General features: G+C 72.1%; 23 protein-coding genes and 1 tRNA gene. 10 read left to right on the top strand and 14 right to left on the bottom strand.

Annotated elements, in window-relative coordinates; all coding sequences use genetic code 11:
* Position 1 precedes the first annotated feature (1 nt).
* The 3 genes from ACQEUR_RS04415 to ACQEUR_RS04425 are packed head-to-tail and all read left to right on the top strand — an operon-like array spanning position 2 to position 2,846.
* Positions 2-1,126 carry an ABC transporter ATP-binding protein gene (locus ACQEUR_RS04415; protein WP_433025525.1) on the top strand — a complete coding sequence of 375 codons (1,125 nt, stop codon included), beginning with the start codon at positions 2-4 and terminating at the stop codon, positions 1,124-1,126.
* On the top strand, positions 1,123-2,025 hold the full coding sequence (locus tag ACQEUR_RS04420) for an ABC transporter permease (protein WP_433025528.1): 903 nt from the start codon (positions 1,123-1,125) through the stop codon (positions 2,023-2,025). Before ACQEUR_RS04415 ends, ACQEUR_RS04420 begins: the two co-directional genes overlap by 4 nt.
* 2 nt (positions 2,026-2,027) lie before the next feature.
* Positions 2,028-2,846: an ABC transporter permease gene (locus ACQEUR_RS04425; RefSeq protein WP_433025531.1), complete on the top strand. Its 819-nt coding sequence runs from the start codon at positions 2,028-2,030 to the stop codon at positions 2,844-2,846.
* Positions 2,847-2,871: 25 nt separating this feature from the next.
* Here the strand turns inward: ACQEUR_RS04425 and ACQEUR_RS04430 are convergent, their stop codons facing one another.
* From ACQEUR_RS04430 to ACQEUR_RS04475, 10 genes are all read right to left on the bottom strand, one after another.
* Entirely contained in the window at positions 2,872-4,800 is a 1,929-nt protein-coding gene (locus tag ACQEUR_RS04430; protein ID WP_433025534.1) for a hypothetical protein, read from the bottom strand.
* A gap of 156 nt (positions 4,801-4,956) precedes the next feature.
* Positions 4,957-6,087: an acyltransferase family protein gene (locus ACQEUR_RS04435; RefSeq protein WP_433025537.1), complete on the bottom strand. Its 1,131-nt coding sequence runs from the start codon at positions 6,085-6,087 to the stop codon at positions 4,957-4,959.
* A 120-nt stretch (positions 6,088-6,207) separates the two neighbouring features.
* Positions 6,208-7,263, bottom strand: a complete 1,056-nt coding sequence (locus tag ACQEUR_RS04440) for a HAMP domain-containing sensor histidine kinase (RefSeq protein ID WP_433025541.1) — start codon at positions 7,261-7,263, stop codon at positions 6,208-6,210.
* Between the two features lie 2 nt (positions 7,264-7,265).
* The gene (locus ACQEUR_RS04445; RefSeq protein WP_433025544.1) at positions 7,266-7,925 is read right to left on the bottom strand and encodes a response regulator transcription factor; all 660 of its coding nucleotides are present in this window, start codon (positions 7,923-7,925) and stop codon (positions 7,266-7,268) included.
* Between the two features lie 266 nt (positions 7,926-8,191).
* On the bottom strand, positions 8,192-8,674 hold the full coding sequence (locus tag ACQEUR_RS04450) for a VOC family protein (RefSeq protein ID WP_433025547.1): 483 nt from the start codon (positions 8,672-8,674) through the stop codon (positions 8,192-8,194).
* A gap of 149 nt (positions 8,675-8,823) precedes the next feature.
* On the bottom strand, positions 8,824-10,005 hold the full coding sequence (locus ACQEUR_RS04455) for a low temperature requirement protein A (RefSeq protein ID WP_433025550.1): 1,182 nt from the start codon (positions 10,003-10,005) through the stop codon (positions 8,824-8,826).
* A 143-nt stretch (positions 10,006-10,148) separates the two neighbouring features.
* Positions 10,149-10,334 carry a hypothetical protein gene (locus ACQEUR_RS04460; RefSeq protein ID WP_433025553.1) on the bottom strand — a complete coding sequence of 62 codons (186 nt, stop codon included), beginning with the start codon at positions 10,332-10,334 and terminating at the stop codon, positions 10,149-10,151.
* A gap of 85 nt (positions 10,335-10,419) precedes the next feature.
* Positions 10,420-10,755, bottom strand: a complete 336-nt coding sequence (locus tag ACQEUR_RS04465) for a hypothetical protein (RefSeq protein WP_433025556.1) — start codon at positions 10,753-10,755, stop codon at positions 10,420-10,422.
* 244 nt (positions 10,756-10,999) lie between these two features.
* A complete protein-coding gene (locus tag ACQEUR_RS04470; RefSeq protein ID WP_433025559.1) occupies positions 11,000-11,884 on the bottom strand; it encodes a fructosamine kinase family protein in 885 nt (294 codons plus the stop codon).
* A 194-nt stretch (positions 11,885-12,078) separates the two neighbouring features.
* A complete protein-coding gene (locus ACQEUR_RS04475; protein ID WP_433025562.1) occupies positions 12,079-13,248 on the bottom strand; it encodes a serine hydrolase domain-containing protein in 1,170 nt (389 codons plus the stop codon).
* 199 nt (positions 13,249-13,447) lie between these two features.
* Here ACQEUR_RS04475 and ACQEUR_RS04480 point away from each other — a divergent pair, with 199 nt between their 5' ends.
* Positions 13,448-13,585, top strand: coding sequence for a hypothetical protein (locus ACQEUR_RS04480; RefSeq protein ID WP_433025565.1), 138 nt, complete (start codon positions 13,448-13,450; stop codon positions 13,583-13,585).
* 4 nt (positions 13,586-13,589) lie between these two features.
* A complete protein-coding gene (locus ACQEUR_RS04485) occupies positions 13,590-14,366 on the top strand; it encodes a MerR family transcriptional regulator (protein WP_433025568.1) in 777 nt (258 codons plus the stop codon).
* A gap of 157 nt (positions 14,367-14,523) precedes the next feature.
* Here the strand turns inward: ACQEUR_RS04485 and ACQEUR_RS04490 are convergent.
* The 4 genes from ACQEUR_RS04490 to ACQEUR_RS04505 all read right to left on the bottom strand — a co-directional run bounded on the left by ACQEUR_RS04490 (position 14,524) and on the right by ACQEUR_RS04505 (position 17,118).
* Positions 14,524-14,598: transfer RNA gene (locus ACQEUR_RS04490), tRNA-Arg, on the bottom strand.
* Positions 14,599-14,698: 100 nt separating this feature from the next.
* Positions 14,699-15,385 (bottom strand): winged helix-turn-helix domain-containing protein, encoded by a 687-nt coding sequence (locus ACQEUR_RS04495; protein ID WP_433025571.1) that lies wholly within the window; start codon positions 15,383-15,385, stop codon positions 14,699-14,701.
* A 186-nt stretch (positions 15,386-15,571) separates the two neighbouring features.
* Positions 15,572-16,258 carry a DUF305 domain-containing protein gene (locus ACQEUR_RS04500; protein ID WP_433025574.1) on the bottom strand — a complete coding sequence of 229 codons (687 nt, stop codon included), beginning with the start codon at positions 16,256-16,258 and terminating at the stop codon, positions 15,572-15,574.
* The gene (locus ACQEUR_RS04505) at positions 16,258-17,118 is read right to left on the bottom strand and encodes a DUF3105 domain-containing protein (protein WP_433025577.1); all 861 of its coding nucleotides are present in this window, start codon (positions 17,116-17,118) and stop codon (positions 16,258-16,260) included. Before ACQEUR_RS04505 ends, ACQEUR_RS04500 begins: the two co-directional genes overlap by 1 nt.
* Before the next feature lie 97 nt (positions 17,119-17,215).
* Between ACQEUR_RS04505 and argS the strand changes: the two genes are divergently transcribed.
* The 5 genes from argS (at position 17,216) to ACQEUR_RS04530 (ending at position 26,507) form a co-directional block, all read left to right on the top strand.
* Positions 17,216-18,874 (top strand): arginine--tRNA ligase, encoded by a 1,659-nt coding sequence (gene argS / locus ACQEUR_RS04510; RefSeq protein WP_433025580.1) that lies wholly within the window; start codon positions 17,216-17,218, stop codon positions 18,872-18,874.
* 126 nt (positions 18,875-19,000) lie between these two features.
* Positions 19,001-20,386, top strand: a complete 1,386-nt coding sequence (gene lysA, locus ACQEUR_RS04515; protein ID WP_433025583.1) for a diaminopimelate decarboxylase — start codon at positions 19,001-19,003, stop codon at positions 20,384-20,386.
* Positions 20,383-21,747, top strand: coding sequence for a homoserine dehydrogenase (locus ACQEUR_RS04520; RefSeq protein ID WP_433025586.1), 1,365 nt, complete (start codon positions 20,383-20,385; stop codon positions 21,745-21,747). Before lysA ends, ACQEUR_RS04520 begins: the two co-directional genes overlap by 4 nt.
* 214 nt (positions 21,748-21,961) lie before the next feature.
* A complete protein-coding gene (gene thrC / locus ACQEUR_RS04525) occupies positions 21,962-23,011 on the top strand; it encodes a threonine synthase (RefSeq protein ID WP_433025972.1) in 1,050 nt (349 codons plus the stop codon).
* 214 nt (positions 23,012-23,225) lie between these two features.
* A complete protein-coding gene (locus ACQEUR_RS04530; protein ID WP_433025975.1) occupies positions 23,226-26,507 on the top strand; it encodes an efflux RND transporter permease subunit in 3,282 nt (1,093 codons plus the stop codon).
* Positions 26,508-26,529: the final 22 nt, after the last annotated feature.

Here is a 26,529-nt window from a genome sequence, read left to right on the forward strand (position 1 = left end):
GATGGCGGGGGAGCTGCGGCTGGTCGAGCTGACCAAGCGGTTCGGCGGCGGGCGGCGCCGGGGCGGAGGCCAGGTCACCGCCGTCGACGGGATCGACCTGACCGTGCCGCCGGGATCGTTCTTCGCCCTGCTGGGCCCGTCGGGCTGCGGCAAGACCACCACGCTGCGGATGGTCGCCGGGCTGACCGAGCCGACCAGCGGGCGGGTGCTGCTCGGCGGCGGCGACGTCACCGGGCTGCGGCCGTACCGGCGGCCGGTGAACACCGTCTTCCAGAGCTACGCGCTCTTCCCGCACCTGGACGTCTTCGAGAACGTCGCGTTCGGGCTGCGCCGTCGGGGCGTACCGGAGGTGGCCGAGCGGGTGGCGCGGATGCTGTCGCTGGTGCAGCTCGACGGGTACGGAGCGCGCCGGCCGGCGGAGCTGTCCGGTGGGCAGCAGCAGCGGGTGGCGCTGGCCCGTGCCCTGATCAACGAACCCCGGGTGCTGCTGCTGGACGAACCGCTCGGTGCGCTGGACCTGGCGCTGCGCCGCCGGATGCAGCTGGAACTGAAGCGGATCCAGTCCGAGGTGGGGATCACCTTCGTACACGTCACGCACGACCAGGAGGAGGCCATGAGCCTCGCCGACACCGTGGCGGTGATGAACGGCGGGCGGATCGAACAACTCGGCCGTCCGGCCGAACTCTACGAGTTCCCGGCCAGCGCCTTCGTCGCCTCCTTCCTGGGCCGGTCCAACCTGCTGCCGGGCGAGGTGGTCGGCCGGGCCGGCGGAGACGTGCTGGTCGAGGCGTACGGCGAGCGGTGGTCGGTGCCCGTGGCCCGGTCCCGGGCCGAGCACGGCCCGGTCCTGCTGGGGGTACGGCCGGAGAAGCTGCGGCTGGCCGGGGCGGGCGAGCCGGTCCCCGGCGGGCACCAGTCGGTGGCGGCGGTGGTCGGCGACGCGGCCTACCTCGGGGTGAGCACGCAGTACCAGCTCCGCACCCGGTGGGGGACGGAACTCTCCGTCTTCGCGGCGGCGGACGGCGTGACCACGCCGGTCCCGGTGGGCGCGAGCGTGGTCGCGCACTGGCACCCGCGGCACGCCTTCCTGCTGCCCCGCACCGCCGCCGGGGAGACCCCGGCATGACGGTGCCGGCCGGTACCGGCGGGTCCGCCCCGCCACGGCCCTGGCGGCCGGCGCGGCGCGGCCGGCTGCTGCCGTACCTGCTGCTGCTGCCGGGCACGCTCTGGCTGGTCGTCTTCTTCGTGCTGCCCGCGATCCAGCTTGTCGCCACCAGCCTCTACGACCCGGCCGGCTCGCTGACCAGCGGGTACGTCATGAACTGGTCCGTCGGCAACTACCCGGCGGCGCTGTCGGCGTACTGGCCGCACCTGGTCCGCTCGTTCGGTTTCGCCGCGCTCGCCACCGGGCTGGCGCTGCTGCTCGGCTACCCGCTGGCGTACGCGATCGCGCTGCGCGCCGGGCGCTGGCGCAACCTGCTGCTGGTCTGCGTGGTGGCGCCGATGTTCACCAGCTTCCTGGTCCGGACCCTGGCCTGGAAGGCCATCCTGGCCGACACCGGTGTCCTGGTCGGCCTGCTGCGCGCGGCGCACCTGCTCCCGCCGGACGGCCGGCTGCTCGCCTCCCCGGTCGCGGTGGTCACCAGCCTGACCTACTGCTACCTGCCGTTCATGGTGCTGCCGCTCTACGCCAGCCTGCAACGGCTGGACCATCGGCTGGTGGAGGCGGCCCGGGACCTGTACGCCGGCCCGGTCCAGGTGTTCCGGCGGGTCACCCTTCCGCTGTCGATGCCGGGGGTGGTCGCCGGCACGCTGCTGACCTTCATCCCGGCGACCGGTGACTACGTCAGCGCCGAACTCCTCGGCACCCCCAACGCGTACATGATCGGCAACGTGGTGGACTCGGCCTTCCTGGTCCGGCTGGACTACCCGCAGGGGGCCGCCCTCGCCGTCCTGCTGATGGCGGCGGTACTGGTCCTGGTGGTCGGCTACCTGCGGCGCAGCGGCGCCGAGGAACTGGGCTAGCGGTGTCCTCCCGACTCGGCCGCTGGCTCGCCGACCACTGGGTGCTGGGGGTGGCCGCCCTGGTGCTCGGCTACCTGCTGCTGCCGGTCGTGGTGGTCGCCGGCCTGTCGTTCAACCGCCCGGCCAGCCGGCTGTCGTACGACTTCCACGAGTTCACCCTGGAGAACTGGCGCGACCCGTGCGCCAGCGCCGAGATGTGTACCGCGGTGCTGCGCAGCGTACAGATCGGTTTCCTCGCCACCGTGGTCTCCACGGTGCTCGGCACCCTGCTGGCCTTCGCGCTGGCCCGGCATCGCTTCCGGGGCCGGGGCGCGGTGAACCTGCTGGTCCTGGCCCCGATGGCGACCCCGGAGGTGGTGCTCGGCACCGCGCTGCTCGCCCTTCTGGTGGCGGCCGGGGTACCGCAGGGCTTCTGGACCGTGGTGATCGCGCACGTGCTGTTCTGCCTGTCGTTCGTGGTGGTGACGGTCCGGGCGCGTCTGTCCGGAATGGACCACCGGCTGACGGAGGCGGCGCTGGACCTGTACGCCACGCCGTGGCAGGTCTTCCGCCGGGTCACGCTGCCGCTGGTGCTGCCCGGCATCGTGGCCGCCGCCCTGCTCGCCTTCTCGCTCAGCTTCGACGACTTCATCGTGACCAACTTCAACTCCGGCACCACGGTCACCTTCCCGATGTACGTCTGGGGAGCCAACCAGCGGGGGATACCGCCGCAGGTCAACGTCGTCGGCACCGCGATGTTCGGGACAGCGCTGCTGCTGGTGCTGGCCGGCTCGACCCGGTGGCGCGGTCGGCGTGGTCGGCGCGTGGGCGGGAACGGGTGATGGCCCGCTCCCGCCCACGGCGCCGTCAGGGCTGGCTGCGCGGCCCGTCCGGGTCGAGGCTGTCGATGAACTCGTGCGGCCCGGTCGACTCGACGACGGTCCGGGCGGCCTTCGCCTCCCCGGCCATCTGCCGGGCGACCTCGCCGGCCGGTACGCCCGCCTGTCCGGCACCCCGGACGACCTGCGCGTACGCCTGCTCGGCGAGCGCGTAGGCCGGCTTGTACCGGTGCGCGGCCAGGGCCACCTTGGCCAGGCCGAGCAGCCCGTCCGCCAGCTTCAGTTCGTCCTGCGCCCGGTGCGCGCCGGGCGCCGCGAGTACGTCCGCGGCGAGCCGGTTCGCCGCCTCGTTGTACGCGGCGGTGAGGAAACGATCGCTGTTGTCATGATCAAATTGGCTGAAGTCCCAGTTCAGGTCGATGTAGCTCATCATCGAGTTGCTCTGGTCACCGGCGCCCGCGAAGTAGAACTCGTCGACCGGTCCGTACTCCACCCCGGACGCGCTGTCGTAGCCGTCGTGCGGGTGGCTCATCCCGATGTGGTGGCCCACCTCGTGGATCAGCGTCGTGGTCAGCCCGTACCCGGACTCGACGATCTCCGGCGAGATGAACGCGAAGACGTACGACTGGGTGCCGTCGACGTAGTTGTCGTCGGCGAAGCCCAGTCCGGGCACCGGCGTGCCCTCCGGGACCGCGTAGCTGAACATCGGCAGCTCGTAGTCGACCTTGCCCTGATCGTCCTGGGTACGCGCCAGCTCCCGCTGGTTCTGGAGGTAGAAGTTGGCGAACGGCGGGAAGCCCGTCTCCGGATAGCAGGACTCGTCGGACTCCATCACCAGCCGGTAACAGCGCTCGGCCTCGCCGCTGAACGGCAGGTCCTGGCTGTCGTAGTCCAGCGTGTTGCGCCAGCGCAGTTCCCGGAGTTCGGCGAGGAGCAGGTCGGAGTCGACGTAGCGGCTGGAGGCGTCCACCCCCGGCCAGCCCTCGTAGACGTTGCTGTCCAGGTTGATCGAGCGCGGCGGCTCGGCCGTGGGCAGCTCCACCGGGTAGAGCGGCGAGGTGGTGAAGAGCAGGTTCAGCGCGACGTACCGGGTGATCCGGCCGAGGTCGCCGGCGAGTTCGCCCGGCGCCCGGTAGCCGCCGGCGACGTACTCCCAGATCGGGGGCATCCGGTAGTCCTCGGCGCCGTTGCCGTCCAGATCCGGCTCGTCCACGTTCCAGTTGTCGGTCCAGGACTCCGGTCCGGCGGAGAGGTCGTGGAACCAGATCCGGCGGGTGGAGCCGAGGCCGTTCTCCTCGTCGGCGGCCGTGGTGCCGCCCCAGGCGATGATCTTCCGGCTGTCCCGCTCGACGCCGAAGTTGTAGCCGGTGTCCGGGTCGGGCTCGTCGGTCTTGGTGTAGACGTGGAACTTGAAGTCCGACCGCCCGTACCAGTTGACGAAGAAGACCGTGTTGCGCCGGGTGTCGACCCCGGCGGGCGGGTGCGTGGCCAGCCACTTCTCCACGCTCGGCGCGTCGATGTGGTGGTTGGCCGCGACGTCGAGCACGTTGCCCTGCTGCCCGTTGTACAGCGTCTGGTACTCGGTCAGCGGCGCCGGCCGGGCCAGCCGGCTCAGCTCGCCGAAGAACCGGTCCTCGTAGCGCCGGTCGGTGTAGCTGACCCGGTAGTCGTAGTCGTAGTGCAGGCCGAGCTTCTCCGTCACCCCGTACAGCAGCCGGGACCGGACCACCGGGTCGTAGCCGGCGGGCAGTCCCGCCAGGAACGACGACCGGGACACCTGCGTCGGCTCGTAGCCGACGAAGACCACGTTGACCGGGACCCGCTCGGTCAGCCGTGGCTGCCCCCCGGGGTTGAGGTGCGTGTAGCGCGCTGGCGCGGCCTGGCTCGCCGGCGCCAGCGACACCACGGTGAGCAGCGCCGCGGCGGCCGCCACCAGTATCGTGCGTCTCGGTTTCATTCCTGCCCTTCCCACCGTCCACCTGGGTGCCAGGCCCGGTGACGTACCGGAGCGGGACCGGCGGCACGGCCGTCGATCCGGCAGCGCCGCCGGGGGCCGTGTGTCGGGCCGAGCGTACGCCGCCGTATGTGGATTGTGGACCACCCAACGGGCGGTCTAGTCGCCCCGCTGCCGCGGCCCGGTCCGGCGGATCCCGAACCGGGGCAGCGCGAACAGCCACGTCAGGCGGGCCGCCGTCAGTGCGCGGTGCAGCGCCAGGCTCAGCCCGAGCACCGCCGCGGTCAGCAGGACCGGATATCCGAGTACGAGCAGCGCCTGGCCGGTTCCGCCCAGCTCCGACACCGGGCCGACGAGGCAGCGGTGCGCCAGCGCCAGTACCGGCATGTGGATGACGTAGACCGGCAGGGTACGGCGGCCGAGGGCGGCGAGCGGGTCGGCGAACCCGGGCCAGCGGCCGGCCCGTACCGCGGCGGTGACCCCGAAGCCCACCGCGACGACCGAGACCAGCAGCCACACCCCGGGCCAGCGCTCGGCGCCGGCCACGCCCATCAGGGCCAGCACCCCGGCGTACCCGAGGAAGGTCAGCGCCAGGCGGCGGTCGGTGGCGGTGGCCGCCCACCGCAGCACGTACGGCCGCAGGTAGAGGCCGGCGAGGAAGAAGACCAGGTTCTGGTAGAGCCCGCCCCGGTTGCCCGGGGTGTCGAGCAGACCGGCCGCCGTGACGACGGAGAGCGCCGCGGCGGCGGCCAGGACCGCCGGCCGGGGGATTCGTCGTACGGCCTTGGCCAGGGTGAAGTAGAGCGCGAGCGCGTACAGGTACCAGAGGTTCGACGGGGTGATGGTGAGCTGTGCCAGGAGGTCGGTGCCGGATCGGGCGCGGTCGGTCGGGAAGCCCGGCGCGGCGGCGAGCAGGGCGGTGTGGATCAGCAACCAGATCGCGTAGAGGTAGAGGAATCCGGCGATCCGGGTACGTCCGGCGACCCGCCACGGCCGGTTGACGGCGTTGGCCGCGAAGACGCCCGAGATGGTGAAGAAGAGGGGCATCCGCAGCGGCAGGAGTTGCTCGCCCAGCAGGCCCCAGGCGCCGGGCACCGGCACGCCGACGTGCCAGTCGATCTGGAGGTAGTGCTTGACCACGACGTGCCACAGCACCACGAGGAGGATGCAGGCGCCCTTGGCGACGTCCGCCCACTGCGCCCGTTCCGAGCCGGCCCGGACCGCCGCCGGGCCCGCGCCCGTGGCGGGCGGGGTCGGGGCTGCGGGACGGGGCACCCGGAGGGTCGTCACGGCGGTTCTCCTTGAGCGGGGCGTGCCGGGGGAATTCGGGCGTGCCGAGGGCAGGGTCGGCACCGGCTGCGGTGCCTCGGGACGGTGGGACGGCTGCCGGCACGGCGGCCGGGCCTGGGATCAGAGCTGGCCGGGCAGCCGGACGTCCACGCGCAGGCCCCCGGGGCCGGCGGGTTCGGCCGAGATGACGCCGTCGTGCGCCTGGGCGATCGACCGGGCGATGGTGAGCCCGAGCCCGGCGCCACCGCCGTGGGCGGTACGGTCCGCGGAGAGGCGCCGGAACGGCTCGAAGAGGCCGGCCACCGCCTCGGCCGGTACGGCGGGTCCGGTGTTGACCACGGTGAGCGCCGGTGCCCCGCCCACGGTGACCTCGATGGTCCCGCCCGGCCGGTTGTACTTGATCGCGTTCTCCACCAGGTTCGTCACCAGCCGCTCCAGCAGCACCCGCTCACCCGGGACGACCCTGGGCCGGAGACGGGTGCTGATCGACACGTCGGCGTCGCGCGCCCGGTCGGCGTACCCGGCGACCACGGCGGCGGCGATCTCGTCGAGCCGTTGCGGGGTACGCGAGCGCAGGCCCTGGTCGCTCTCGCTCAGCGCGAGCAGGCCCTCGATGAGCCGTTCGTTGCGCTCGTTGGTCTGGAGGAGCTGCGCGGTGAGCAGTTCGACCTGCTCGTTCGTCAGCGGCTGGGCCATGCCGACCTCGATCAGCGTCCGCTGGACGGCCAGCGGGGTCCGCAGTTCGTGCGAGGCGTTCGCGGCGAACCGCCGCTGTCCCTCGTACCCGGCCGCGATGCGGTCCATCATCTCGTCGAGGGCCCGGGACAGCTCCGCGAGTTCGTCCGTTCCGTCGGCCCGGATCCGGTAGCCGAGGTTCTGCGGCCCGACGTGCGAGACGGGCCGGGCGAGCTGCCGGACCGGCCGCAGGCACCAGATGGCCGCCCAGCGCAGCGCCGCCAGACTCACCAGCACGACGACGAGCAGCGCGGCGGCCGGCAGCAGGGCGGAAGCGGCGTTCAGCTGGTCGCAGGCCGCGCCCACGCCCGGCAGGTCGCAGAGGTTCCTGACCCGCCACTGCCACCCCAGGAGCCAGCCGGAGAGCGCCGGCGCCTGGTAGCCGACCAGCAGCGCGGCCACGCCGACCAGCAGTACCCGCCGCCTCGGGGTCCAGGCCATGATCAACCCCCGATCCGGTAGCCGGTCCGGGGCACGGTGTGGATGATCCCCGGCTCGCCCAGCTTCCTGCGCAGGGTCATCACGGTCACCCGCACCGAGTTGGTGAAGGGGTCCGCGTGCTCGTCCCAGGCCTGTTCCAGCAGTTCCTCCGCGCTGACCACCTGTCCCGCCGCCCGCAGCAGCACGTGCAGCACCGCGAACTCCTTGGGGCTCAGGTGCAGCGGCCGGCCGTCACGCGAGGCCGCGTGCCGGGCCACGTCCAGGACGACGCCGTGCTGCTCCAGCACCGGCGGTACGGCCGGGGTCGACCGCCGGCCGAGTGCCTGGATCCGGGCGACCAGCTCGGCGAAGGCGAAGGGCTTGGTCAGGTAGTCGTCGGCGCCGAGGTCGAGCCCTTCGACCCGGTCGCGGATCCCGGCGGCGGCCGTGAGCAGCAGCACCCGGGTACCGGCGTCGGATCGGGTGATCTGCCGGCACACCTCGTCACCGCTGTGGCCCGGCATGTCACGGTCCAGCACGGCGACGTCGTACCGGTTCACCCCGACCCGTTCCAGCGCGCCGTCGCCGTCGTAGCAGACGTCGACCGCCATGGAGAGGCGACGCAGCCCCTCGGCGACCGTGTCCGCCAGCAACCGCTCGTCGTCCGCCACCAGCACCCGCACGCCCCGTACTCCCGCTCCGCTCGTCGTTCCCGGCCACCATCCCAAGCAGCAGTTAAGGGTTCGGTAAACGCCTCGGCCCGCCGATCGTCGCGGCGGCGGCGCCCCGACTGCCGCCGGGTGTCACCGGGACCCGGTGCCAATTCTGGCCGTACGGGTACCCGGTGGCTCGAGGGTGTGCAGGCCGTCACGTACAGTCGGCGCGGCGACGGCGAAAGCGGACAATCCCCGCCGGGTGCGGCCCCGATCGCCGGACCCCGCCCGGCTGACTAGGCCGTCACCATCCAGACGTGGCCGTCGGGGTCCGCGAAGGCACCCGAATATCCCCACGGCTGGCGTTCCGGGGCGGTGACGAGGGTCGCACCGGCCGCGCAGGCCCGCCGGACGATCTCCTCGGCCTCGGTTTCGGTCCCGGCGGCCAGGCTGAGCACACACTCGCTGCTATCCCGCGCGGCGACCTCGCGTCCGCCGAGGACCCAGCCGAAACCACCGGTGGGGATCAGCATGAGGCGCAGACCGTCGTTGAGCACGAACTGCAACGGCTCGGGTACGCCGTCGTCGGCGAGTTCGCCGATCGGCGCCAGGCCGAGCCCGTCCCGGTAGAACCGGAACGAGGTGCCACGGTCGGCGGTCGGCAGACAGACGATCACGGCCGCGGTGGCCGTCCGCGATGTCCCCTCCCCGGCTTCCCGCCCCGGCGTGGCGGCAGGGTCCGGTTCGACGATGGGCGAGTGCTCCTCGAAGGCTGTCATGGTGGGGTCCTCTCCTGGGCTGTCTCCGCCTCGCGAGGATGACGACCGCGAGAGGGAGCCGGGCCGACCGGTCCCGGCAGCCGAGCGTACGGTCCACCCCGCCGCGCGTCGCTCCCGCCGGTGCGGAGGCAGCGGCCCGGACGCCGGGCTCAGAGGGCCGGTGACGGCGGTTCGGGCGGGCGGCCCCGGGCACGAAGAAGGTCTGACGCGGCGACCCCGGCGAGGACGAGGTTGCCCACGACGGCGACCACCAGCGGTGGGACGAACATCATCGCGGGAGCGACGACCACGAGCAGCAGCAGCGCGAGCAGCCGGGTCCGGGAGACCCGGCTGAAGATCTCGTACTCGAACCGGACCCGGCCGACCAGGAACAGCGCGGGCCCGCCGAGCAGGACGCCGACCAGACCGGCGGTGGTGGGGCCGGTGGGATGGGCGATCACGACCTCGGCGCCGGCCGCGGCGGCGACCACGCCCGCCACCATGAGCAGGTGGGTGTAGGGCGCGGACCGCATGAGCCGCCCCGGGTCGCGGGAGGCCTCGATGGCCGCCTGCAACAGCGCGCCGGCACGCTGAACGTAGATCTGCCAGAACAGTACGGCGGTGGCGAACCCGACCACGAACGCCCCCGTCCGGTCGACGGCGAACCCGGTCCCGGCGAACGTCAGGCTGGTGACCAGGATGATGTCGCCGAGGGCGAGGGTGAAGAACTGCTGGTAGCGCTCGGCGAGATGTTCGGCCGCCAGCATGTACTGGGATCTCGGCACCGGGCCGAGGCGGGGGGTGGGATAGCGCAGCCAGGCCGTCCCGTAGTCCAGGGCGAGGGCCGCCGCCCACAGCGCAGCCCGCGCCGGGCCGGTGGCGACAGCTCCGGCCAGCCACGGTACGGCCGAGACGGCGAACCAGAAGAAGAAGCGGGCGGCCTGCCGGTGCGCCTGCGGACCCCGTAGCCCGGGCAGCAGGAACAGGCTCCGACCGAGGTGGATCGCCACGTACGCACCCGCGAAGATCAGGCCGTCCCGGGCGAAGGCCACCGGCAGCGCGGCGGCCATCAGCATGGTGCCGAGCATCACCGAGAGGGTCATCGGATAGATCGGTGGGCGCTGCGCGAGGTAGAGATCGGTGGTCAGGGCGGTGACGGACCAGATCCACCAGACCGCCATCAGCAGCACCAGGCTCTGGAAGGCTCCGACCCAGCTCAGGTCGGACGCCAACTTCTGCGAGGTCAGGGCGAGTGCGGCGACGAAGACCAGATCGAGGAAGAGCTCCAGCAGAGTCGGGCGCTGCGGCCCCTCGGCCCGGCGCGCCAACCCCACCGCCTGGTCGGTCGTCATCGGTCACCCGGGCTGACTGACGGCGGTCCTGGCGGGACAGCGGGCGGGCTCACAGAAAGGATCAACTGATATCCGCCCGGCCGGTTACCCCGCCGTCACACCAAGCGACGCTGCCCCGGTCGGGTCAGCCGCTTCCGAACGACTCAGCGTTGCCCCGCCCCGACGCTCTCGGTGGGCATGCTGGCGGGGTGGATGTCGAGCGTCTTGAGCAACGAGCTGTTCTTCTTGATGTCCACCATGGCAGGCAGCTGGCGGTCGACCCAGTCGGCCCTGCTGTCCATTCCTCGGGACCGCAGTGTCGCGACAATCTCAGCTTTATCGATGTACATCGTGTGTCCCCTGAATTCTTCTGGTTGATGGCGCATGAAGGAACTCGATGTCCACGGCGCGTCCGGTGGTTGCCCGGGGCCGGTGTCAGTGCCGCTGTCGGGCCCGGCGGTTCACTCTGCTGACTCGGGCGGCGCCCACCGCCATGGCCAGGATGATCACTCCGACGGCCGCGATCAGCAGTGCCGCGGCCAGCGGCAGGGCGCCGTGCATCCACAGGAAGGTCACCTCGACGTCGCGGGTGTTCTGTAGCACGAAGACGCTGAGCACCACGAGGGTGAACGCGGCGATGCCGACCCTGACCCAGGCGGCACCGGCCCGGGGCCGGGGCGCGTTCTGGGGCGGCGTCGAGGGCCGGACCGGGGCGAGCGGTGCCGGGCTGGCCGGCTCTGCCGGTGTGTTTCGGGTCTGCGGAACTGCCATGACGCCCTCGTCTGGGCTGGGTCCGGCGTGGCGGGCACCTCAAGAGTGGGATGTCGTCATTTCCGGGATGCCCCAATCGTACGCTTGTTCGCCGTGCCCCGCTGAACCAGTGCCTCGGCAGCCGATGATCACACGGTCCGACGCGGCGCTCAACGCGTCCTCCGATGCTCGCTCCGATGGCGCAGGTACCCGAGGCGAGTGAGGCTGATCTAGCGAATGCCGGCTCAGGGTTGCGGGCCTCTGGTCAGGTTCGTGTCCGGAACGGGGCAAGGGTGGCACGGATCTGGTCGCCCGCGCCCCAGTCGTCGTCGAACTGGGCCAGCACGGTGAGGTGTTGTCGCAGCTGGAGAAGCGGCATGCGGGTCGGCCAGTCGTCATCGAGGGAGGTCAGGTCCGCGTAGACCGCGAAGAACCGTTGCGCTTCGGGCGGGGGCGAGGTGGACCACACGTGGGCGAGGTCGACCTCGGCCCACATGTAGGACACCGCCGGGTCGATCAGCGCGGGCTGCCCGTCCGGGGTGGCCAGGATGTTCTGTGCCCACAGGTCGCCGTGGGTCAGGCAGGCCGGCCGGTCCGGCAGCAGGTCGGGCAGCCGGTGACACAGCCGCTCCAGCGCCGCCCGGTGCGCGGGGTCGAGTGCCGCCTCGACGCGGGGCTGTCCGAGCCACCGGAGCAGCCGGTGCTGTGCGAAGAACGCAAAGCCGTCGTCGTGCCAGGTATTGATCTGCCGGCGGCGGCCCAGCCAGTTGTCGCGGTGCCACCCGAAGCGGGGGTGGGTTGTGCTCATGTGCATGCGGGCGAGCGCGTGCGCGAACTGCTCCCAGAAGGTCTCGCTGCGCGGCCTCGGTCGCAGCACCGACAACACCAGCAGTTCCCGGTCGGCCAGGATCACCTCGGGTGTCGCCACCCCACCAAGCTCGCGCAGGGTGGCCAGTCCTTCGGCCTCCGCGACGAAAACGTCGTCGGCCGGCGCGTCGGCGAAGGCCTTGACGAACACCGGCGGCGCGTTCCGGCGGGTGGCTATGCCGGCGAGCGCCGCGAGCCCACCCGTCGCCGGCTCCACTGTGACCACATCGCGCATCCCGGCCCGGTGCAAGCACTCCAGCAGGAACGGTGCCGAGCGCACCACGACACGCTCCTCCTTGTCCGGGTGCTTGTCCGCAAGATTTTAGGTGGCCAACGGTTGGCTGCCGCCCGAGGACCGTCCGGGTTCAAGGTCCGACGATCCGACATAGCCGCGATCCGGGTGCGCGCCTGGCACCGTACACCGGTTCGCGTTGCCTCTTGCGGTGCTGGACGTGCCCCCGGCACCACCTCCGGTGCTCAGCTTGTCGGCTGAGTCGGCTCGGCCGCCTCGTCAGCCGATCCGGCCTGCCCGCCGCAGAACACCTCCTTGACGAGCCTCTGCTTCACCTGCTCGAACGCCTCGGCCATGGCGGCGAAGTCGAGTTCGGCGTCGCCGGAGGTCAGCGAGCCGGTCAGGGTGGTACTGCCATCGGGCGTGCTGTACATCAGCGCCGCCCAGCCCCAGAGGCCGCCGTTGTGGTGCAGGACGGTTCCGCCGCAGTCCGTCTCCTCCACGAACAACCCCAGGCCGTAGCGGTAGTCGCCACTCTTGGGGTGCGGCGTACGCATCTCGGCCAGCAGCGGGGCCGGCAGGAGCTTGCCGCCCTGCAGCGCGGAGATGAACGTGTGGAGATCCTCGGTGGTCGAGATCATGTCGCCGGCGGCGGAGATCCAGGAGGGGTTGAAGCGGGTCGTGTCGACCGTCTTCCACTGACCGGCATCCTGGTACTGGTAGTAGCCGTGGGCGTGCGGCTCGGGGACCTCCGGCGAGGCGCCCGGCACCACGGTGCCCGACAGGCCGAGCGGCCGCAGGATCAGCCGCTGCATCTCCTCGGCGTAGGAGTGGCCGGTGACCTTCTCGATCAGCAGCTTGGCCAGTACGTAGTTGGTGTTGGAGTAGTTCCAGTCCGTGCCCGGCTCAAACCGCGCCGGCTTGGACAACGCCAGCCGGACAAGTTCCTCGTCCTGGTAGGTGTGGAACCGGTTGTCCACCCACTCCTTGCCGATCGCGGGGATCCCCGGCGCGAACGTCCCGTCGTCATAGACCTCGCCGGTGAAGTTGAACACCCCGCTGGTGTGCTGCAGCAGCATCCGCGCCGTGATCCGCCGGTCCAGCCCGAACTCGGGCAGGTGGTCGTGCACCGGGGCGTCCAGCCCGATCCTGCCCTCGGCCACCAGTTGCAACACCACGGTCGCGGTGAAGGTCTTGGTGGTGCTGCCGATCCGGAACCGCCCGTCGGTCGGCGGCTCGGCGGCGTCGCCCAGCTCGCGCACCCCGGCGCTGCCGACCCACTCGCCCCGGTCATCGTGCACGCGCAGCTGCACCCCGGCGAAACCGCCATCGACGATCTCCTCGATGGCCTTGCGCAGCTCCGGGCGATCCTGCCCGGCAGCGGTGTTCTTGATGGTGTGGCGGGACTCAGACACGGTCATTCCTTACCTCGGGACAGTAGGGCCACCGGCCCCTTCGAGGCAGCCATGAAGTGAGCGTGCACCCTGCCCCAAGGTCAAGGTCAACCCCTGTCGCGATCATGGGCTGACCGGCACCGCAAGCGTCCCCGGCCCCGGGGGCAGCCTCGGCGACAAGGGTGATGAGCTGGCACAGCTGCGCGCTACCCTCGCCGCTGTGATCGCCCGCAACCCGTACCTCAGAATGAGCGCGAAGGTCGCCAGCGACCACGGCTCGATCCCACACGAGGACTTCCGTGCCGTCGTCGACGCGGTTCGCGAGACCGCGACCGCCCACGATCCGGAGGTGGGTTGAGCCGATGGCGGACGGGCTCACGATCGGTCAGGCGGCGGCGTTCGTCGGCGTCACGATCAAGACCGTGCGGCACTATCACCGTCTCGGCCTGCTCCAGGAGCCGGAACGTGACGGTTCCGGCTACCGGCGTTACGGATCGGCCGACCTGCTCCGGCTGGTCCAGGTCCGGACCCTGGCCGGGGCCGGCGTGCCGCTGGCCGAGATCTGCGACCTGCTCGACGCCGATCCCGAGCGGTTCTCCGCCGCCCTGGACGACGTCGGTCATCGGCTCACCGAACGGATCGACGACCTGATCGCGCGCCGGGACACGCTGCACCGGCTCGCCCATGGCGACCGGGTCCTGCTGCCCGACCGGGCCTGCGCGGTCCTGGACCGACTCGCCGATCTCGATTTCAGTCCGGACTACGTGGCCATCCAACGGGAGGCTCTGGTGCTGGCCCGGGCGCTGGTTCCGGAGATCTTCGACAGCTTTCTGACCCGGCTCGAACATTCGCTCGACGATCCCGAGTTCGTCGAACTGATCAGGCGCGGTTGCGATGCGATGTCCTGGGATCCGGACGACCCGCGGATCGAGGAACTGGCGTCCGCACTGGCCGACAAGCTACTGGCCAACCGCGCGCTGCTGGTGATGCCGACCGGGTTTCAGGACCGGCCCGACGCCGCCTACCGGTACGGACTGGTCAACCACCACCGGGAAGACCAGTGGCAGTCCATCGGCCGGCTGAACGCGCTGGTCGAGGCGAACCTGCGGGCGGCCGGCATCGACGTCCCGCATCAGTGACGGCTGCCGGGCAGGCCCGGTGCCGAGGCGCCAGCGGACGGCGGGTGGCTGTTGCCATCGCCGACCAGGTGGACGGGCAGCAAGAAGCCGAGGACTGGACGGCCCTCGGCTGTGTTTACAAGACAATCCGTCTGGCTTGTTCTGCCCATAATCTCTTTGGTGCCCCCGGCAGGATTCGAACCTGCGCCACCGCCTCCGGAGGGCGGTGCTCTATCCCCTGAGCTACGGGGGCTCAGCGACTCAGGAAGGATAGCAGCCGACCCCACGGCGGGCCGAATCGGTATCCGCCGGGTCGAGCCGGGGCACCCGGGGCCGGCGCACCGGCCTTCCGGTCACGCCGAGCGGCCGCAGCTGGGCAACGGGTGCGGCACGATGCGCGGCGGCAGGCGGCGCGGCCACTCGGCGCGGGACCAGGAGCCGTCCACCACCACGTGTACGGCCCTGCCGTCCGTGCCGCTGAGGCGGAGCAGGAAGTCCCGGGGGAGTGGCGGGTCCACGGTCGGGGTGGCGATCATGAACCGCACCCGGCCGCGTACGGACATCGCGGACAGCACGTCGGCGGCCGGCACCACCCCGTGCAGCCGGGTACGGCCGATCCAGTGCAGCTCGGCTCCGTGCTCGTGGGCGGAGCGGACGATCGCCGGGTAGGCGCGTTCCATCCAGACGGCGACCCGGTCGACGCAGAGGCCGCAGGCCCGGTCGGTCGGCTCACGGGGGCCGAGGCCCCAGGCGCGCAGGTATCCGGCGACCTCGGCCGGGTCGGGGCGCAGGTCGTACCGGCGGTGGATCAGCGCGGCCACGGCCTGCCGGGTCCAGAGTTCGTCGTCCAGTCCGTGCTGGTCCGGGTAGCGCCCGCGCAGCGCCTCGATGAGGTCGAGTTCCTGCTCGCGGGTGAGCGTGCCCGCCTCGCCCGGCCGCTGCCCGCGACGGGCGGCGGCGACCGCGCCGTCGCCACCGATGGTGTGCCGACGGCACCAACTGGTCACCGACCGGCGTGCGTCCTTGAGAGCAACCCCCATGTTCAGGACAACGACGGCGGATCAGGACTGGTCACGTTATGTCCGGAGAAACCTCTCCAACCGGGCAACCCTCCTAAGGCACCCGTATCGGATGTAATGCCGAGGCGCGGTGTGACCGACAAAGAAGCGCCGGCGGGAGATTCCCGCCGGCGCCCGTGAGCCGGATGACGAGGTGCTGTCGGCCCGCTACCTGGGAGCGGCGCCGAGCTTCGCGAGCAGCGAGTCGATCAACGCGATCTCCTTCTGCTGTCCGCTCTTCATGGACTCGGCCAGCGCCGTGACCTGCTCGTCGTCGGAGAGATCCAGGATGGCTTCCGCCATGTGGATGCCGCCGATGTGGTGGTTGCGCATGAGCCGCAGGAAGAGGACGTCGAAGTCGCGGCCGGTGGCGGCGCGCAGCTGGGCGCGCTCGGCGTCGGTGGCCATCCCCGGCATGAGGCCGCTCCGCACCATCTCGGTGCCCTGCGGCATCCACGCCATCCGCGGCTGGCTGCCGGTCGGGTTCAGGTTCCAGGTACGCAGCCAGGTCCGCATCATGCCGATCTGGGCCTGCTGGGTGAGCGCGATGTCGGCGGCCACGATCCGTACGTCGGGGTCCGTCGCCTTCTCGTGCGCCAGGATCGCCATCTCGACGGCCTGGGCGTGGTGCGTCGACATGTCCCGGGCGAATCCGGCCTCGGGCGAGGTGTCGCCGGGCCGGAGCAGGCCCGGGGTGAGCAGCCCGCCCGCGTACCCGAGGAGCAGCCCGACCACGATCGCGAGCGCCAGCCAGACCACGCCGTAGCCGCGCCGGCCAGTGCTGGCCGGCGCGGCGGAGGGCTGGGCGGAGGCGCCGGCGGTGGCCGGCGCGCCCGATCCGGTGGAGAGACTCATCAGCCGCCCTGCGGGGGCAGTTCCCCGCCCTGCGGGGGCATCTGCCCCTCGTTCTGCGGGACGTTGTCGCGCGGGGCGGTGCCGGTGGCCGTGATGCCGCCGGAGCAGGGAGCGCCGGGCTCCATCGAGGCGTTCTCGCGCAGCGCCGAGATGAAGTCGTCGATCCGGCCGTCGTCGGCGTTGTCGAGCTTGAGCTGGTAGCCCCAGGCCTGGAGCGAGATCGGCGCGCCGAGGTCCTGCACCGGGCTCATCAGCATGTACTCGTTGCCCCGGATCTTGCCGGCCAGCTTCTCCACCTGCTCGGCGGGGAGGTCGGACTTGTAGGTGACCCAGATCGCCCCGTGCTCCAGGCTGTGCACCGCGTGCTCGTTGGCGATCGGCGCGTCGTAGACGTCACCCATGCAGTTCTGCCAGGCGGCGTTGTGGCTGCTGCCGACCGGCGGGTTGACCTTGTAGGTCAGCGGGCCGGGCTCGTGCGACTGCTTGCCCGGCAGCGGCGCCACCACGGACGGGTCGCTCTCGCGGAAGTTGACCACCCCGTCGATCGCGGCGGCCTTGTCCTCCCAGCTCTTGCCGTTCTGGATCACCGCGTACGCGCCGTAGCCGATGATCGCGGCGGCGACCACGCCGACCGCGACGAAGAGCCCGATCGAGCCCCAGGACCGGCCCTGGCTGACCCTGACCGGTGAGACCGGCCGGCGCCCCTGCTTCTTGCCGCCGCCACCGGGCCGTGGTGTCACCGGCCTGGCTCCGCTCGCCGACTTGCCGCCCGCGGCGGGGCTGCCGCCGGCCGGCGCTTTCTTGCCGGTGCTGACCACGGACGGGCGGCGCTGTTCGCCACCCGAGGTACTGATGCTCATGGTCCCTCGTCAGGTCGGTTGGTCAGGAGGGGCGGGCCGGGCAATTCGCGCAGGGTCGCCGCCGAGTGCCCGAGTCTACCCCCGGTAACATGTTTAAGTGACTCCCGCCAACCTTGCCGAGGCCGTTCTCGCCGCCGCCCGCGCCGTCTTCGACCGGCGCGGGCTCGATCACTCCGTACTGCCGGAGTCGGTGGCCCTGGAGCGACCCCGCAACCCGGAGCACGGCGACTACGCGTCCACGATCGCGATGCAGCTGAGCAAACGGGTCGGCCTCCCGCCCCGTGAGCTGGCCGCCGCCGTGGCCGAGGAGCTGGCCCGGACGCCGGGCGTCAAATCGGTCGAGATCGCCGGGCCGGGCTTCCTCAACCTCCGGCTCGACCCGGCCGCCGCCGGGCAGCTCGCCCGCGAGGTGGTCGAGGCCGGCCGGGGGTACGGGCGCGGTGACCGGCTCACCGGGCAGCGGATCAACCTGGAGTTCGTCTCGGCCAACCCGACCGGCCCGATCCACCTCGGGCACACCCGGTGGGCGGCCGTCGGCGACTCGCTGCGCCGGATCCTGACCACCGCCGGCGCCGAGGTGACCAGCGAGTACTACGTCAACGACGCCGGCGCCCAGATGGAGCGGTTCGGCCGGTCGCTGCACGCGGCGGCCCGTGCCGAGCCGGTGCCCGAGGGCGGCTACGTCGGCCAGTACGTGGCGGAGATCGCCGCCCGGATCGTCGCCGAGCACCCGGAGCTGGTCGACCGGCCGTCCGAGGAGGCGGTCGCCGTCTTCCGGGACCGCGGCTACCAGCTGATGCTGGAGGAGATGCGGGCCAGCCTGGAGCGGTTCGGCGTGCACTTCGACGTCTGGTTTTCGGAGCGGACCCTGCACGGCGGCGGTGCGGTCGAGCACGCGCTGGACCGGCTGCGCGAGCAGGGTCACGTCTACGAGTCCGACGGCGCGATCTGGCTGCGCACCACGGACTTCGACGACGACAAGGACCGGGTGCTGATCCGGAGCAACGGCGAGCTGACCTACTTCGCCGCCGACTCGGCGTACTACATCAACAAGCGGGAGCGCGGCTTCGACAAGTGCGTCTACCTGCTCGGCGCCGATCACCACGGTTACGTCAACCGGCTGCGGGCCATCGCCGCCTGCGCCGGTGACGATCCGGACTTCAACATCGAGATCCTGATCGGCCAGTTCGTCAACCTGGTCCGCAACGGCGCACCGGCCCGGCTCTCCAAGCGGGCCGGCAACATCATCACGCTCGACGAGATCGTCGATGCCGTGGGCGTGGACGCGGCCCGCTACTCGTTGGCGCGCTCCTCGACCGACTCGCCGTTGACCCTCGACATCGAGGAGATCACCCGCAACTCCAACGACAACCCGGTGCACTACGTGCGGTACGCGCACGCCCGGATCGCCTCCCTGCTGCGCAACGCGGCCGACCTGGGGGTGACCCGGGGCGACGACTTCGAGCCGGGGCTGCTCAGCCACGCCAAGGAAAACGAGCTGCTCAAGACGCTCGGCGAGTTCCCGGCCGTGGTGGCGACGGCGGCGGAGCTGCGTGAGCCGCACCGGATCGCCCGCTACCTGGAGGAGCTGGCCGGGACCTACCACCGGTTCTACGACGCCTGCCGGGTGCTGCCGGTCGGCGACGAGCCGGCCACCGAGCTGACCCGGGCCCGGCTCTGGCTGGTCGAGGCGTCCCGGATCGTCCTGGCCAACGGGTTGGACCTGCTGGGCGTCTCCGCCCCCGAGAGGATGTGACCCCGGTGAGCGCGAGGAGTGAGCCGGGTTTGCGAGCCCCGCAGTCGCGAACGGACGGGGGCACCGTGAGCGCGAGGAGTGAGCCGGGTTTGCGAGCCCCGCAGTCGCGAACGAAAGGCAATTCTGATGCGCGCGCATGAGGCCGGGGCGCTGCACGGCGACCTCGGATCCCGGGGGCCGGAGTGGCTGCGTACCCCCGACGACGTCAACGCCCTCGTGCCGCGACTGTGGCCGCGCACCGTGACGCGCGGCGCCGACGGCGCGCTGGTGGTCGCGGGCCTGGACGTCCGCGAGCTGGCCGAGCGGTTCGGCACCCCGGCGTACGTGCTGGACTGCGACGACCTGCGGTCCCGCTGCCGGGAGTTCCGGGCGGCGTTCCCGGGCGAGGACATCTACTACGCGGGCAAGGCGTTCATCTGCCGGGCGGTGGTCCAGATCATCGCCGAGGAGGGCCTGCACCTGGACATCTGTTCCGGTGGGGAGCTGGCGGTCGCGCTGGCGGCCGGCATGCCGCCGGAGCGGATCGGCTTCCACGGCAACAACAAGTCCCCGGCCGAGCTGGCCCGCGCCGTCGACGCCGGGGTGGGCCGGATCATCGTCGACTCGTTCCAGGAGATCGACCGGCTGACCGCGCTGGCCCGCGAGCGGGGCGTACGGCCCCGGGTGCTGGTCCGGGTGACCGTCGGCGTCGAGGCGCACACCCACGAGTTCATCGCCACCGCGCACGAGGACCAGAAGTTCGGCTTCTCGCTGGCCGGTGGCGCGGCGGCCGAGGCCGCGTTCAGGATCCTCGACGAGGACGTGCTGGAGCTGCGCGGCCTGCACTCGCACATCGGCTCGCAGATCTTCGACACGAGCGCGTTCGAGGTCTCCGCCCGCCGGGTGCTGGCGTTGCAGGCGCAGATCCGCGACGCGCGCGGGGTGGAGCTGCCGGAACTGGACCTGGGCGGTGGCTTCGGCATCGCGTACACCACACAGGACGATCCGGCGACACCGCACGACCTGGCCAAGCGGCTCAACAAGATCGTCGACGGGGAGTGTGCCGGGCTGAACCTGGGCGTACCGAGGCTGTCGATCGAGCCGGGTCGGGCGATCATCGGGCCGGCCGTCTTCACCCTCTACGAGGTCGGCACGGTCAAGGACGTGGACGGCATCCGGACGTACGTCAGCGTCGACGGGGGGATGAGCGACAACATCCGTACCGCGCTGTACGGTGCCTCGTACTCGGCGACGCTCGCCTCGCGGGCGTCGGACCGGCCGGCGATTCTCGCCCGGGTGGTGGGAAAGCATTGCGAGGCCGGGGATGTGGTGGTGAAGGATGAATTCCTGCCCGCCGACGTGCAGCCCGGAGATCTTCTCGCCGTGCCCGGTACGGGCGCCTACTGCCGGAGCATGGCCAGCAACTACAACCATGTCCCGCGGCCCCCGGTCGTGGCGGTCGACGACGGCCGGGCGCGGGTGATCGTCCGGCGGGAGACCGAAGACGATCTGCTGGCATTGGATGTGGGATGACGAGACCGGTTCGGCTGGCCCTGCTGGGCTGCGGCACCGTCGGCACCGAGGTGGTACGCCTGCTGCACGAGCAGGCCGACGACCTGACCGCGCGGGTCGGCGCCCCGCTGGAGATCGCCGGCATCGCGGTACGTCGGCTGGGCCGTGACCGTGGCCCGTTGCCGGTCGACCCCGAGCTCTTCACCACCGACGCGCTCGGCCTGGTCAAGCGGGACGACGTGGACGTGGTGGTCGAGGTCATCGGCGGGATCGAGCCGGTACGCACCTGGCTGGTCGAGGCGCTGCGGGCCGGCAAGAGCGTGGTGACCGCCAACAAGGCGCTGCTCGCCGAGGACGGCGGGACCCTGCACGACGCGGCCGCCGAGGCGGGCGTCGACCTCTACTACGAGGCCTCGGTCGCCGGCGCGATCCCGCTGCTGCGACCACTGCGCGAGTCGCTGCACGGCGACACGATCACCCAGGTGACCGGCATCGTCAACGGCACCACCAACTTCATCCTCTCCGCCATGGACTCCTCCGGCGCCGGCTTCGCGGAGGCGCTGGAGGAGGCGACCGAGCTGGGCTACGCGGAGGCCGACCCGACCGCCGACGTGGAGGGCTTCGACGCCGCCGCCAAGGCGGCCATCCTGGCGTCGCTGGCCTTCCACACCCGGGTGACCGCAGCGGACGTGCACCGGCAGGGGATCACCGAGGTCACCGCCGCGGACGTGGCCAGCGCCCAGGCGATGGGCTGCACGATCAAGCTGCTCTGCATCGCCTCCCGGGGGGTCGACTCGACCGGCGCGGAGTCGGTCAGCGTCCGGGTGCACCCGGCGATGATCCCGCGCAGCCATCCGCTGGCCAGTGTCGGCGACGCGTTCAACGCGGTCTTCGTCGAGGCGACCGCCGCCGGCGAGCTGATGTTCTACGGCCGTGGCGCGGGTGGCGCGCCGACCGCCAGCGCGGTGCTCGGCGACGTGGTGGCGGTGGCCCGCAACCGGCTGGCCGGGGTGCGCGCGGCGAGCGAGTCGGCGTACGCGGCGCTGCCGATCCGGCCGATGGGGGAGGCGGTCACCCGCTACCACATCAGCCTCGACGTGGCCGACCGGGCCGGCGTACTCGCCCTGGTGGCGGGGGTGTTCGCCAAGCACGACGTCTCGATCGCGACCGTCCGGCAGGCCTCCGCGCCGACCGGCCCGGCCTCGACGCCGACGGATGGTCCACCCGGGTCGCTCACCGGCGGCGGCGACGACGCCGTCCTGGTGATCGTCACGCACGCCGCACCGGACGCCGCGCTCGCCGCGACCGTCGACGAACTGCGCGACCTCGACGTGATCCGCTCGATCGCCAGCGTGCTCCGCGTCGAGGCCTCCGGCCGCTGACCCGCCGGCCCCGGTGCCACCGCCCCCGGCGGCGTCGGCGGAGAACGCTCTCCGACGGGGACCCCTGCATGCGCGACGCGACGGGTGGCACCGGTCGTCCCGCCAGGTGGTTAGTGCCTGGTGCGGGTGGGGCCCATCGGCGACGGTGGGTCACCGTGGAGGTGACCGGCCCCGCTGCGGCGAGGGCCGGGACCGCGGCTACGAGGAGAGCGATATGTGGCGGGGTCTGATCGAGGCGTACCGGGACCGGCTGCCGATCAGTGCGGCGACGCCGGTCATCACGCTGCACGAGGGGAACACCCCGCTGCTGCCCGCCCCGGTGCTCTCCGCCCGGCTCGGCTGCGACGTCTACCTCAAGGTGGAGGGCGCCAACCCGACCGGCTCGTTCAAGGACCGCGGCATGACGGTCGCCGTCTCCAAGGCGGTCGAGGCCGGCAACAAGGCGATCATCTGCGCCTCCACCGGCAACACCAGCGCGTCGGCCGCCGCGTACGCGGCGCGGGCCGGGCTCACCTGCGCCGTACTGGTGCCGCAGGGCAAGATCGCGCTGGGCAAGATGGCCCAGGCGCTCGTGCACGGCGCCCGGCTGCTCCAGATCAACGGCAACTTCGACGACTGCCTCGGGCTGGCCGCCAAGCTCGCCCTGGACTACCCGGTGGCGCTGGTCAACTCCGTGAACGCCGACCGGCTGCACGGGCAGAAGACGGCCGCGTTCGAGATCGTCGAGGCGCTCGGCGACGCCCCGGACATCCACTGCCTGCCGGTCGGCAACGCCGGCAACATCTCCGCCTACTGGATGGGCTACCGGGAGGAGACCGAGGCCGGCAACGCCACCCGCCGCCCCCGGATGTACGGCTTCCAGGCCGCCGGCGCCGCCCCGATCGTCACCGGCCAGGCGGTCCGGGAGCCCTCCACCATCGCCACCGCCATCCGGATCGGCAACCCGGCCAGCTGGACGAAGGCGATCGACGCCCGGGACGCCTCCGGCGGGCTCATCGCGGCGGTCACCGACCGGGAGATCCTCGCCGCCTACCGGCTGCTCGCCCGCGAGGTCGGCGTCTTCGTCGAGCTGGGCAGCGCGGCCAGCGTCGCCGGGCTGCTGCAACAGGCCGCCGCCGGCAAGGTGCCCAGCGGCTCCACCATCGTCTGCACGGTCACCGGTCACGGGCTCAAGGACCCGGAGTGGGCCATCTCCACCGCACCCAGCCCGATCACCATCCAGAACGACGTACTGGCCGCGGCCCGCTCTCTCGACCTCGTCTGAGCCGCCCCCGGACGCTGGCCCGGGCAGGCGGTCGGCTGAGAGCGGGCTGAGCCGGAGTTGGCGTACCGGCCCGGCGGCGCGGCATGCTGCGCCTCGCGCCCCGGCTCGGCGGTGGCGCCCGGCGTCAGGCAGACTCTCTCCTGCCGCCCCGCCCCCCGCCGAATCGCGCGGTCGGCAACCTGCGCAGATCCGATATTCAGGAGTGAGCCCGCACATGTCGCTGCTCGCCAGACTCAGTCTCGCCAACCGGGGCCTCGTCGCCCTCGTCGCGATAGTGATCGCCGGGTTCGGCGCCTTCGCCGTACCGTCGCTGAAGCAGCAGCTCCTGCCGTCGCTGGAGTTCCCGGCGGCCTTCGTGATGGCGCAGTACCCGGGCGCGTCGCCGGAGATCGTCGAAGCGCAGGTCACCGAGCCGATCGAGAACAGCATCCAGGGCGTCGTCGGGCTGACCAAGGTCACCTCGACCTCCCGGGAGGGCGCCAGCACCCTCCAGGTGGAGTTCGAGTTCGGCACCGACCTGGACGACGCGGTCAACAAGATGCAGACCGCGCTGAACCGGGTCGAGGCGCAACTGCCGGAGGGCGTCGAGCCGACGGTCTTCGCCGGTGGCACCGACGACCTGCCGGCGGTGGTGCTCGCCGCGGCCGGCAACGGGGACGAACGGGCGCTCGCGGCCACCCTCGCCGACACGGTCGTGCCGGAGCTGGAGGGCATCGAGGGGGTCCGTACGGTCGAGGTGACCGGCGCCCGCGACGAGCAGGTGGTGATCACCCCGAACCCGGCCCGGCTCGCCTCGGCCGGGGTCGCGCCGACCGCGATCGCGGCCGCGCTGCGGGCCAACGGCGTGGCGGTCCCGGCGGGCGCGCTGACCGAGAACAACCAGACCCGTACGGTCCAGGTCGGCACCCGGTTCGCCACGGTGCAGGAGCTGGCCGGGATCTTCCTGCCGCCGGCGCGGGCCGGCGCCGCCCCGGTGCGGCTCGGGGACATCGCCACCGTCGAGCGGCAGCTCGCCGCGCCGACCTCGCTCACCCGCACCAACGGCGTGGACAGCCTCGGCATCTCGGTCACCGCCTCGCCGGACGGCAACGCGGTACGCATCTCGCACGAGATCCGCGACCGGCTGGCCGAGTTGTCGGCCGCCTCCGGTGCCGGCCTCTCCGTGGTGTTCGACCAGGCGCCGTTCGTGGAGAAGTCGATCGAGAGCCTGACCACCGAGGGACTGCTCGGCCTGGTGATGGCGGTACTGGTGATCCTGGTCTTCCTGCTCTCGGTGCGGTCGACCCTGGTCACGGCGGTCTCCATCCCGCTCTCCGTGCTGGTGGCCCTGATCGCGCTCTGGATCGGCGACTACTCACTGAACCTGCTCACCCTCGGCGCGCTGACCATCGCGGTGGGCCGGGTGGTCGACGACTCGATCGTCGTACTGGAGAACATCAAACGCCACCTCGGGTACGGCGAGGACAAGCACCGCGCCATCGTCGGCGGAGTACGCGAGGTGGCCGGCGCGGTGACCGCGTCCACCCTCACCACCGTCGCGGTCTTCGCCCCGATCGCGCTGGTCGGCGGCTTCGTCGGGGAGCTCTTCGCCCCGTTCGCGATCACCGTGACGGTGGCGCTGCTCGCCTCGCTGCTGGTCTCGCTGACCATCATCCCGGTGCTGGCGTACTGGTTCCTCCGGCCGGCGAACGGCGGTGCGAGCGAGGAGGCGGTCCGCCGGGAGGCGGAGGAGAAGGAACTGCACAGCCCGCTCCAGCGCGGCTATCTGCCGGTGATCGGGTTCGCCACCCGCCGCCGCTGGCTCACCGTGGGGCTCGGCCTGGTCGTGCTCCTCGGCACGTTCGGGCTCTCCACCCGGCTGGAGACGAACTTCCTGGACGACTCCGGGCAGGACACCCTCAACATCAGCCAGGAGCTGCCGGTGGGCAGCAGCCTGGCGGCCACCGACGCGGCGGCCCGGCAGGTCGAGGCGGTGCTGGAGCGGACCGGGGGCGTCGACCGGTACCAGGTGACGGTCGGCGGCGGAGGCGGCCTCTTCGGGGGCGGCGGAGCCGGCGCCAACAACGCCAGCTTCTCGGTCGCCCTGGACCCCGACGCGGACGCCGAGCGGATCCAGCGGAACCTGCGTGCCGAGTTCGACCGGTTGACCGGCGCGGGCGAGATCGCGTTCGGCGGCGCCGGCGGGGGCCCGGGCGCCGGTGCGGCCAACCAGCTCCAGGTGATCGTGCAGGCGCCGGACTCCGAGGTGCTGGCCCGGGCGACCGAGGCGGCCCGCGCCGCGATGGCGGAGATCTCCGGTGTCGAGGACGTGAGCAGCAGCCTGGCGGAGAGCGCGCCCCGGATCGACGTCACGGTGGACCGGGCCGCCGCTGCCCGGCTCGGGCTCACCGAGGCGGCCGTCGGCCAGCTCGTCGGCCAGCAGTTCCGGGGCAGCCCGCTCGGGCAGGTGGCGCTGGACGGCGCGCCGCAGGACGTGGTGCTGCGTACCGGGGCGCCGCCGGCCGGGGTCGCGGCGCTGCGCGCGCTGCGGGTCGGTCCGGGTGGTACGGCGAAGCTCGACGACATCGCCAACATCGTCGAGGTGCAGGGCCCGCTGGCGGTCACCCGGATCGACGGCGAGCGCAGCGTGACGGTCAGCGGTACGGCGACCGGGTCGAACCTGGGCGCGATCACCGAGGACCTGCAACGGCGGCTCGACGCCATCGACGTGCCGGGGGCGACGTTCACCGTCGGCGGGGTCAGCGCCGACCAGGCGGAGGCCTTCGGCGACCTGGGTCTGGCCGTGCTCGCCGCGATCGCGATCGTCTTCGTGATCATGGTTGCCACGTTCCGCAGCCTGGTGCAGCCGCTGATCCTGCTCGTCTCGGTGCCGTTCGCGGCCACCGGTGCGATCGGCCTGCTGCTGGCCACCGGCACGCCGCTCGGCGTACCGGCGTTGATCGGCGTACTGATGCTGGTCGGCATCGTGGTGACCAACGCGATCGTGCTGATGGACCTGATCAACCAGTACCGGGCCCAGGGGATGGGGGTGACCGAGGCGGTGGTCGAGGGCGGCCGGCGCCGACTGCGGCCGATCCTGATGACCGCGATCGCGACGATCTTCGCGCTGCTGCCGATGGCGTTCGGGCTGACCGGCGAGGGCGGGTTCATCTCGCAGCCGCTGGCGGTGGTGGTGATCGGCGGGCTGATCAGTTCCACCCTGCTCACCCTGGTGCTGGTGCCGACCCTCTACACGATGGTGGAGAACGCCAGGGAGCGGTTCGGCCGCCGTCGTGCCGGTGATCCGGACGGCGCCGCGGCGGATGGGCGCAACGGCGGATCCCCGCGGGCCGGTGGGTCGGGTCTCAGTGCCGCCGAGGCGGGGCGGCACCGGGCGGCCGGGACGGTGCCGGGGCGGGGCGCGCCGTCCGGGGCATTGATCGACGGCACCGACCAGTTCGAGGTGCTGCGGTTGCCGAAGAGCCGCCGGTCGCCCCTGCCGCCGCCGCAGGAGTAGCGCGTCGCGGCCGGGAGACGGC

It is taken from the genome of Plantactinospora sp. CA-290183, from assembly GCF_050936375.1.
In the GTDB taxonomy this organism is placed as follows: domain Bacteria; phylum Actinomycetota; class Actinomycetes; order Mycobacteriales; family Micromonosporaceae; genus Plantactinospora.

Coding starts and splice junctions, on each gene's coding strand:
- ACQEUR_RS04465 (WP_433025556.1), bottom strand. CDS start 10,755: ATGGCAGTTCCGCAGACCCGAAACACACCGGCAGAGCCGGCCAGCCCG.
- ACQEUR_RS04455 (WP_433025550.1), bottom strand. CDS start 10,005: ATGACGACCGACCAGGCGGTGGGGTTGGCGCGCCGGGCCGAGGGGCCG.
- ACQEUR_RS04500 (WP_433025574.1), bottom strand. CDS start 16,258: ATGAGTCTCTCCACCGGATCGGGCGCGCCGGCCACCGCCGGCGCCTCC.
- ACQEUR_RS04440 (WP_433025541.1), bottom strand. CDS start 7,263: ATGGCCTGGACCCCGAGGCGGCGGGTACTGCTGGTCGGCGTGGCCGCG.
- ACQEUR_RS04420 (WP_433025528.1), top strand. CDS start 1,123: ATGACGGTGCCGGCCGGTACCGGCGGGTCCGCCCCGCCACGGCCCTGG.
- ACQEUR_RS04520 (WP_433025586.1), top strand. CDS start 20,383: ATGACGAGACCGGTTCGGCTGGCCCTGCTGGGCTGCGGCACCGTCGGC.
- ACQEUR_RS04460 (WP_433025553.1), bottom strand. CDS start 10,334: ATGTACATCGATAAAGCTGAGATTGTCGCGACACTGCGGTCCCGAGGA.
- ACQEUR_RS04530 (WP_433025975.1), top strand. CDS start 23,226: ATGTCGCTGCTCGCCAGACTCAGTCTCGCCAACCGGGGCCTCGTCGCC.
- lysA (WP_433025583.1), top strand. CDS start 19,001: ATGCGCGCGCATGAGGCCGGGGCGCTGCACGGCGACCTCGGATCCCGG.
- ACQEUR_RS04505 (WP_433025577.1), bottom strand. CDS start 17,118: ATGAGCATCAGTACCTCGGGTGGCGAACAGCGCCGCCCGTCCGTGGTC.
- ACQEUR_RS04415 (WP_433025525.1), top strand. CDS start 2: ATGGCGGGGGAGCTGCGGCTGGTCGAGCTGACCAAGCGGTTCGGCGGC.
- ACQEUR_RS04495 (WP_433025571.1), bottom strand. CDS start 15,385: ATGGGGGTTGCTCTCAAGGACGCACGCCGGTCGGTGACCAGTTGGTGC.
- ACQEUR_RS04450 (WP_433025547.1), bottom strand. CDS start 8,674: ATGACAGCCTTCGAGGAGCACTCGCCCATCGTCGAACCGGACCCTGCC.
- thrC (WP_433025972.1), top strand. CDS start 21,962: ATGTGGCGGGGTCTGATCGAGGCGTACCGGGACCGGCTGCCGATCAGT.
- ACQEUR_RS04485 (WP_433025568.1), top strand. CDS start 13,590: ATGGCGGACGGGCTCACGATCGGTCAGGCGGCGGCGTTCGTCGGCGTC.
- ACQEUR_RS04430 (WP_433025534.1), bottom strand. CDS start 4,800: ATGAAACCGAGACGCACGATACTGGTGGCGGCCGCCGCGGCGCTGCTC.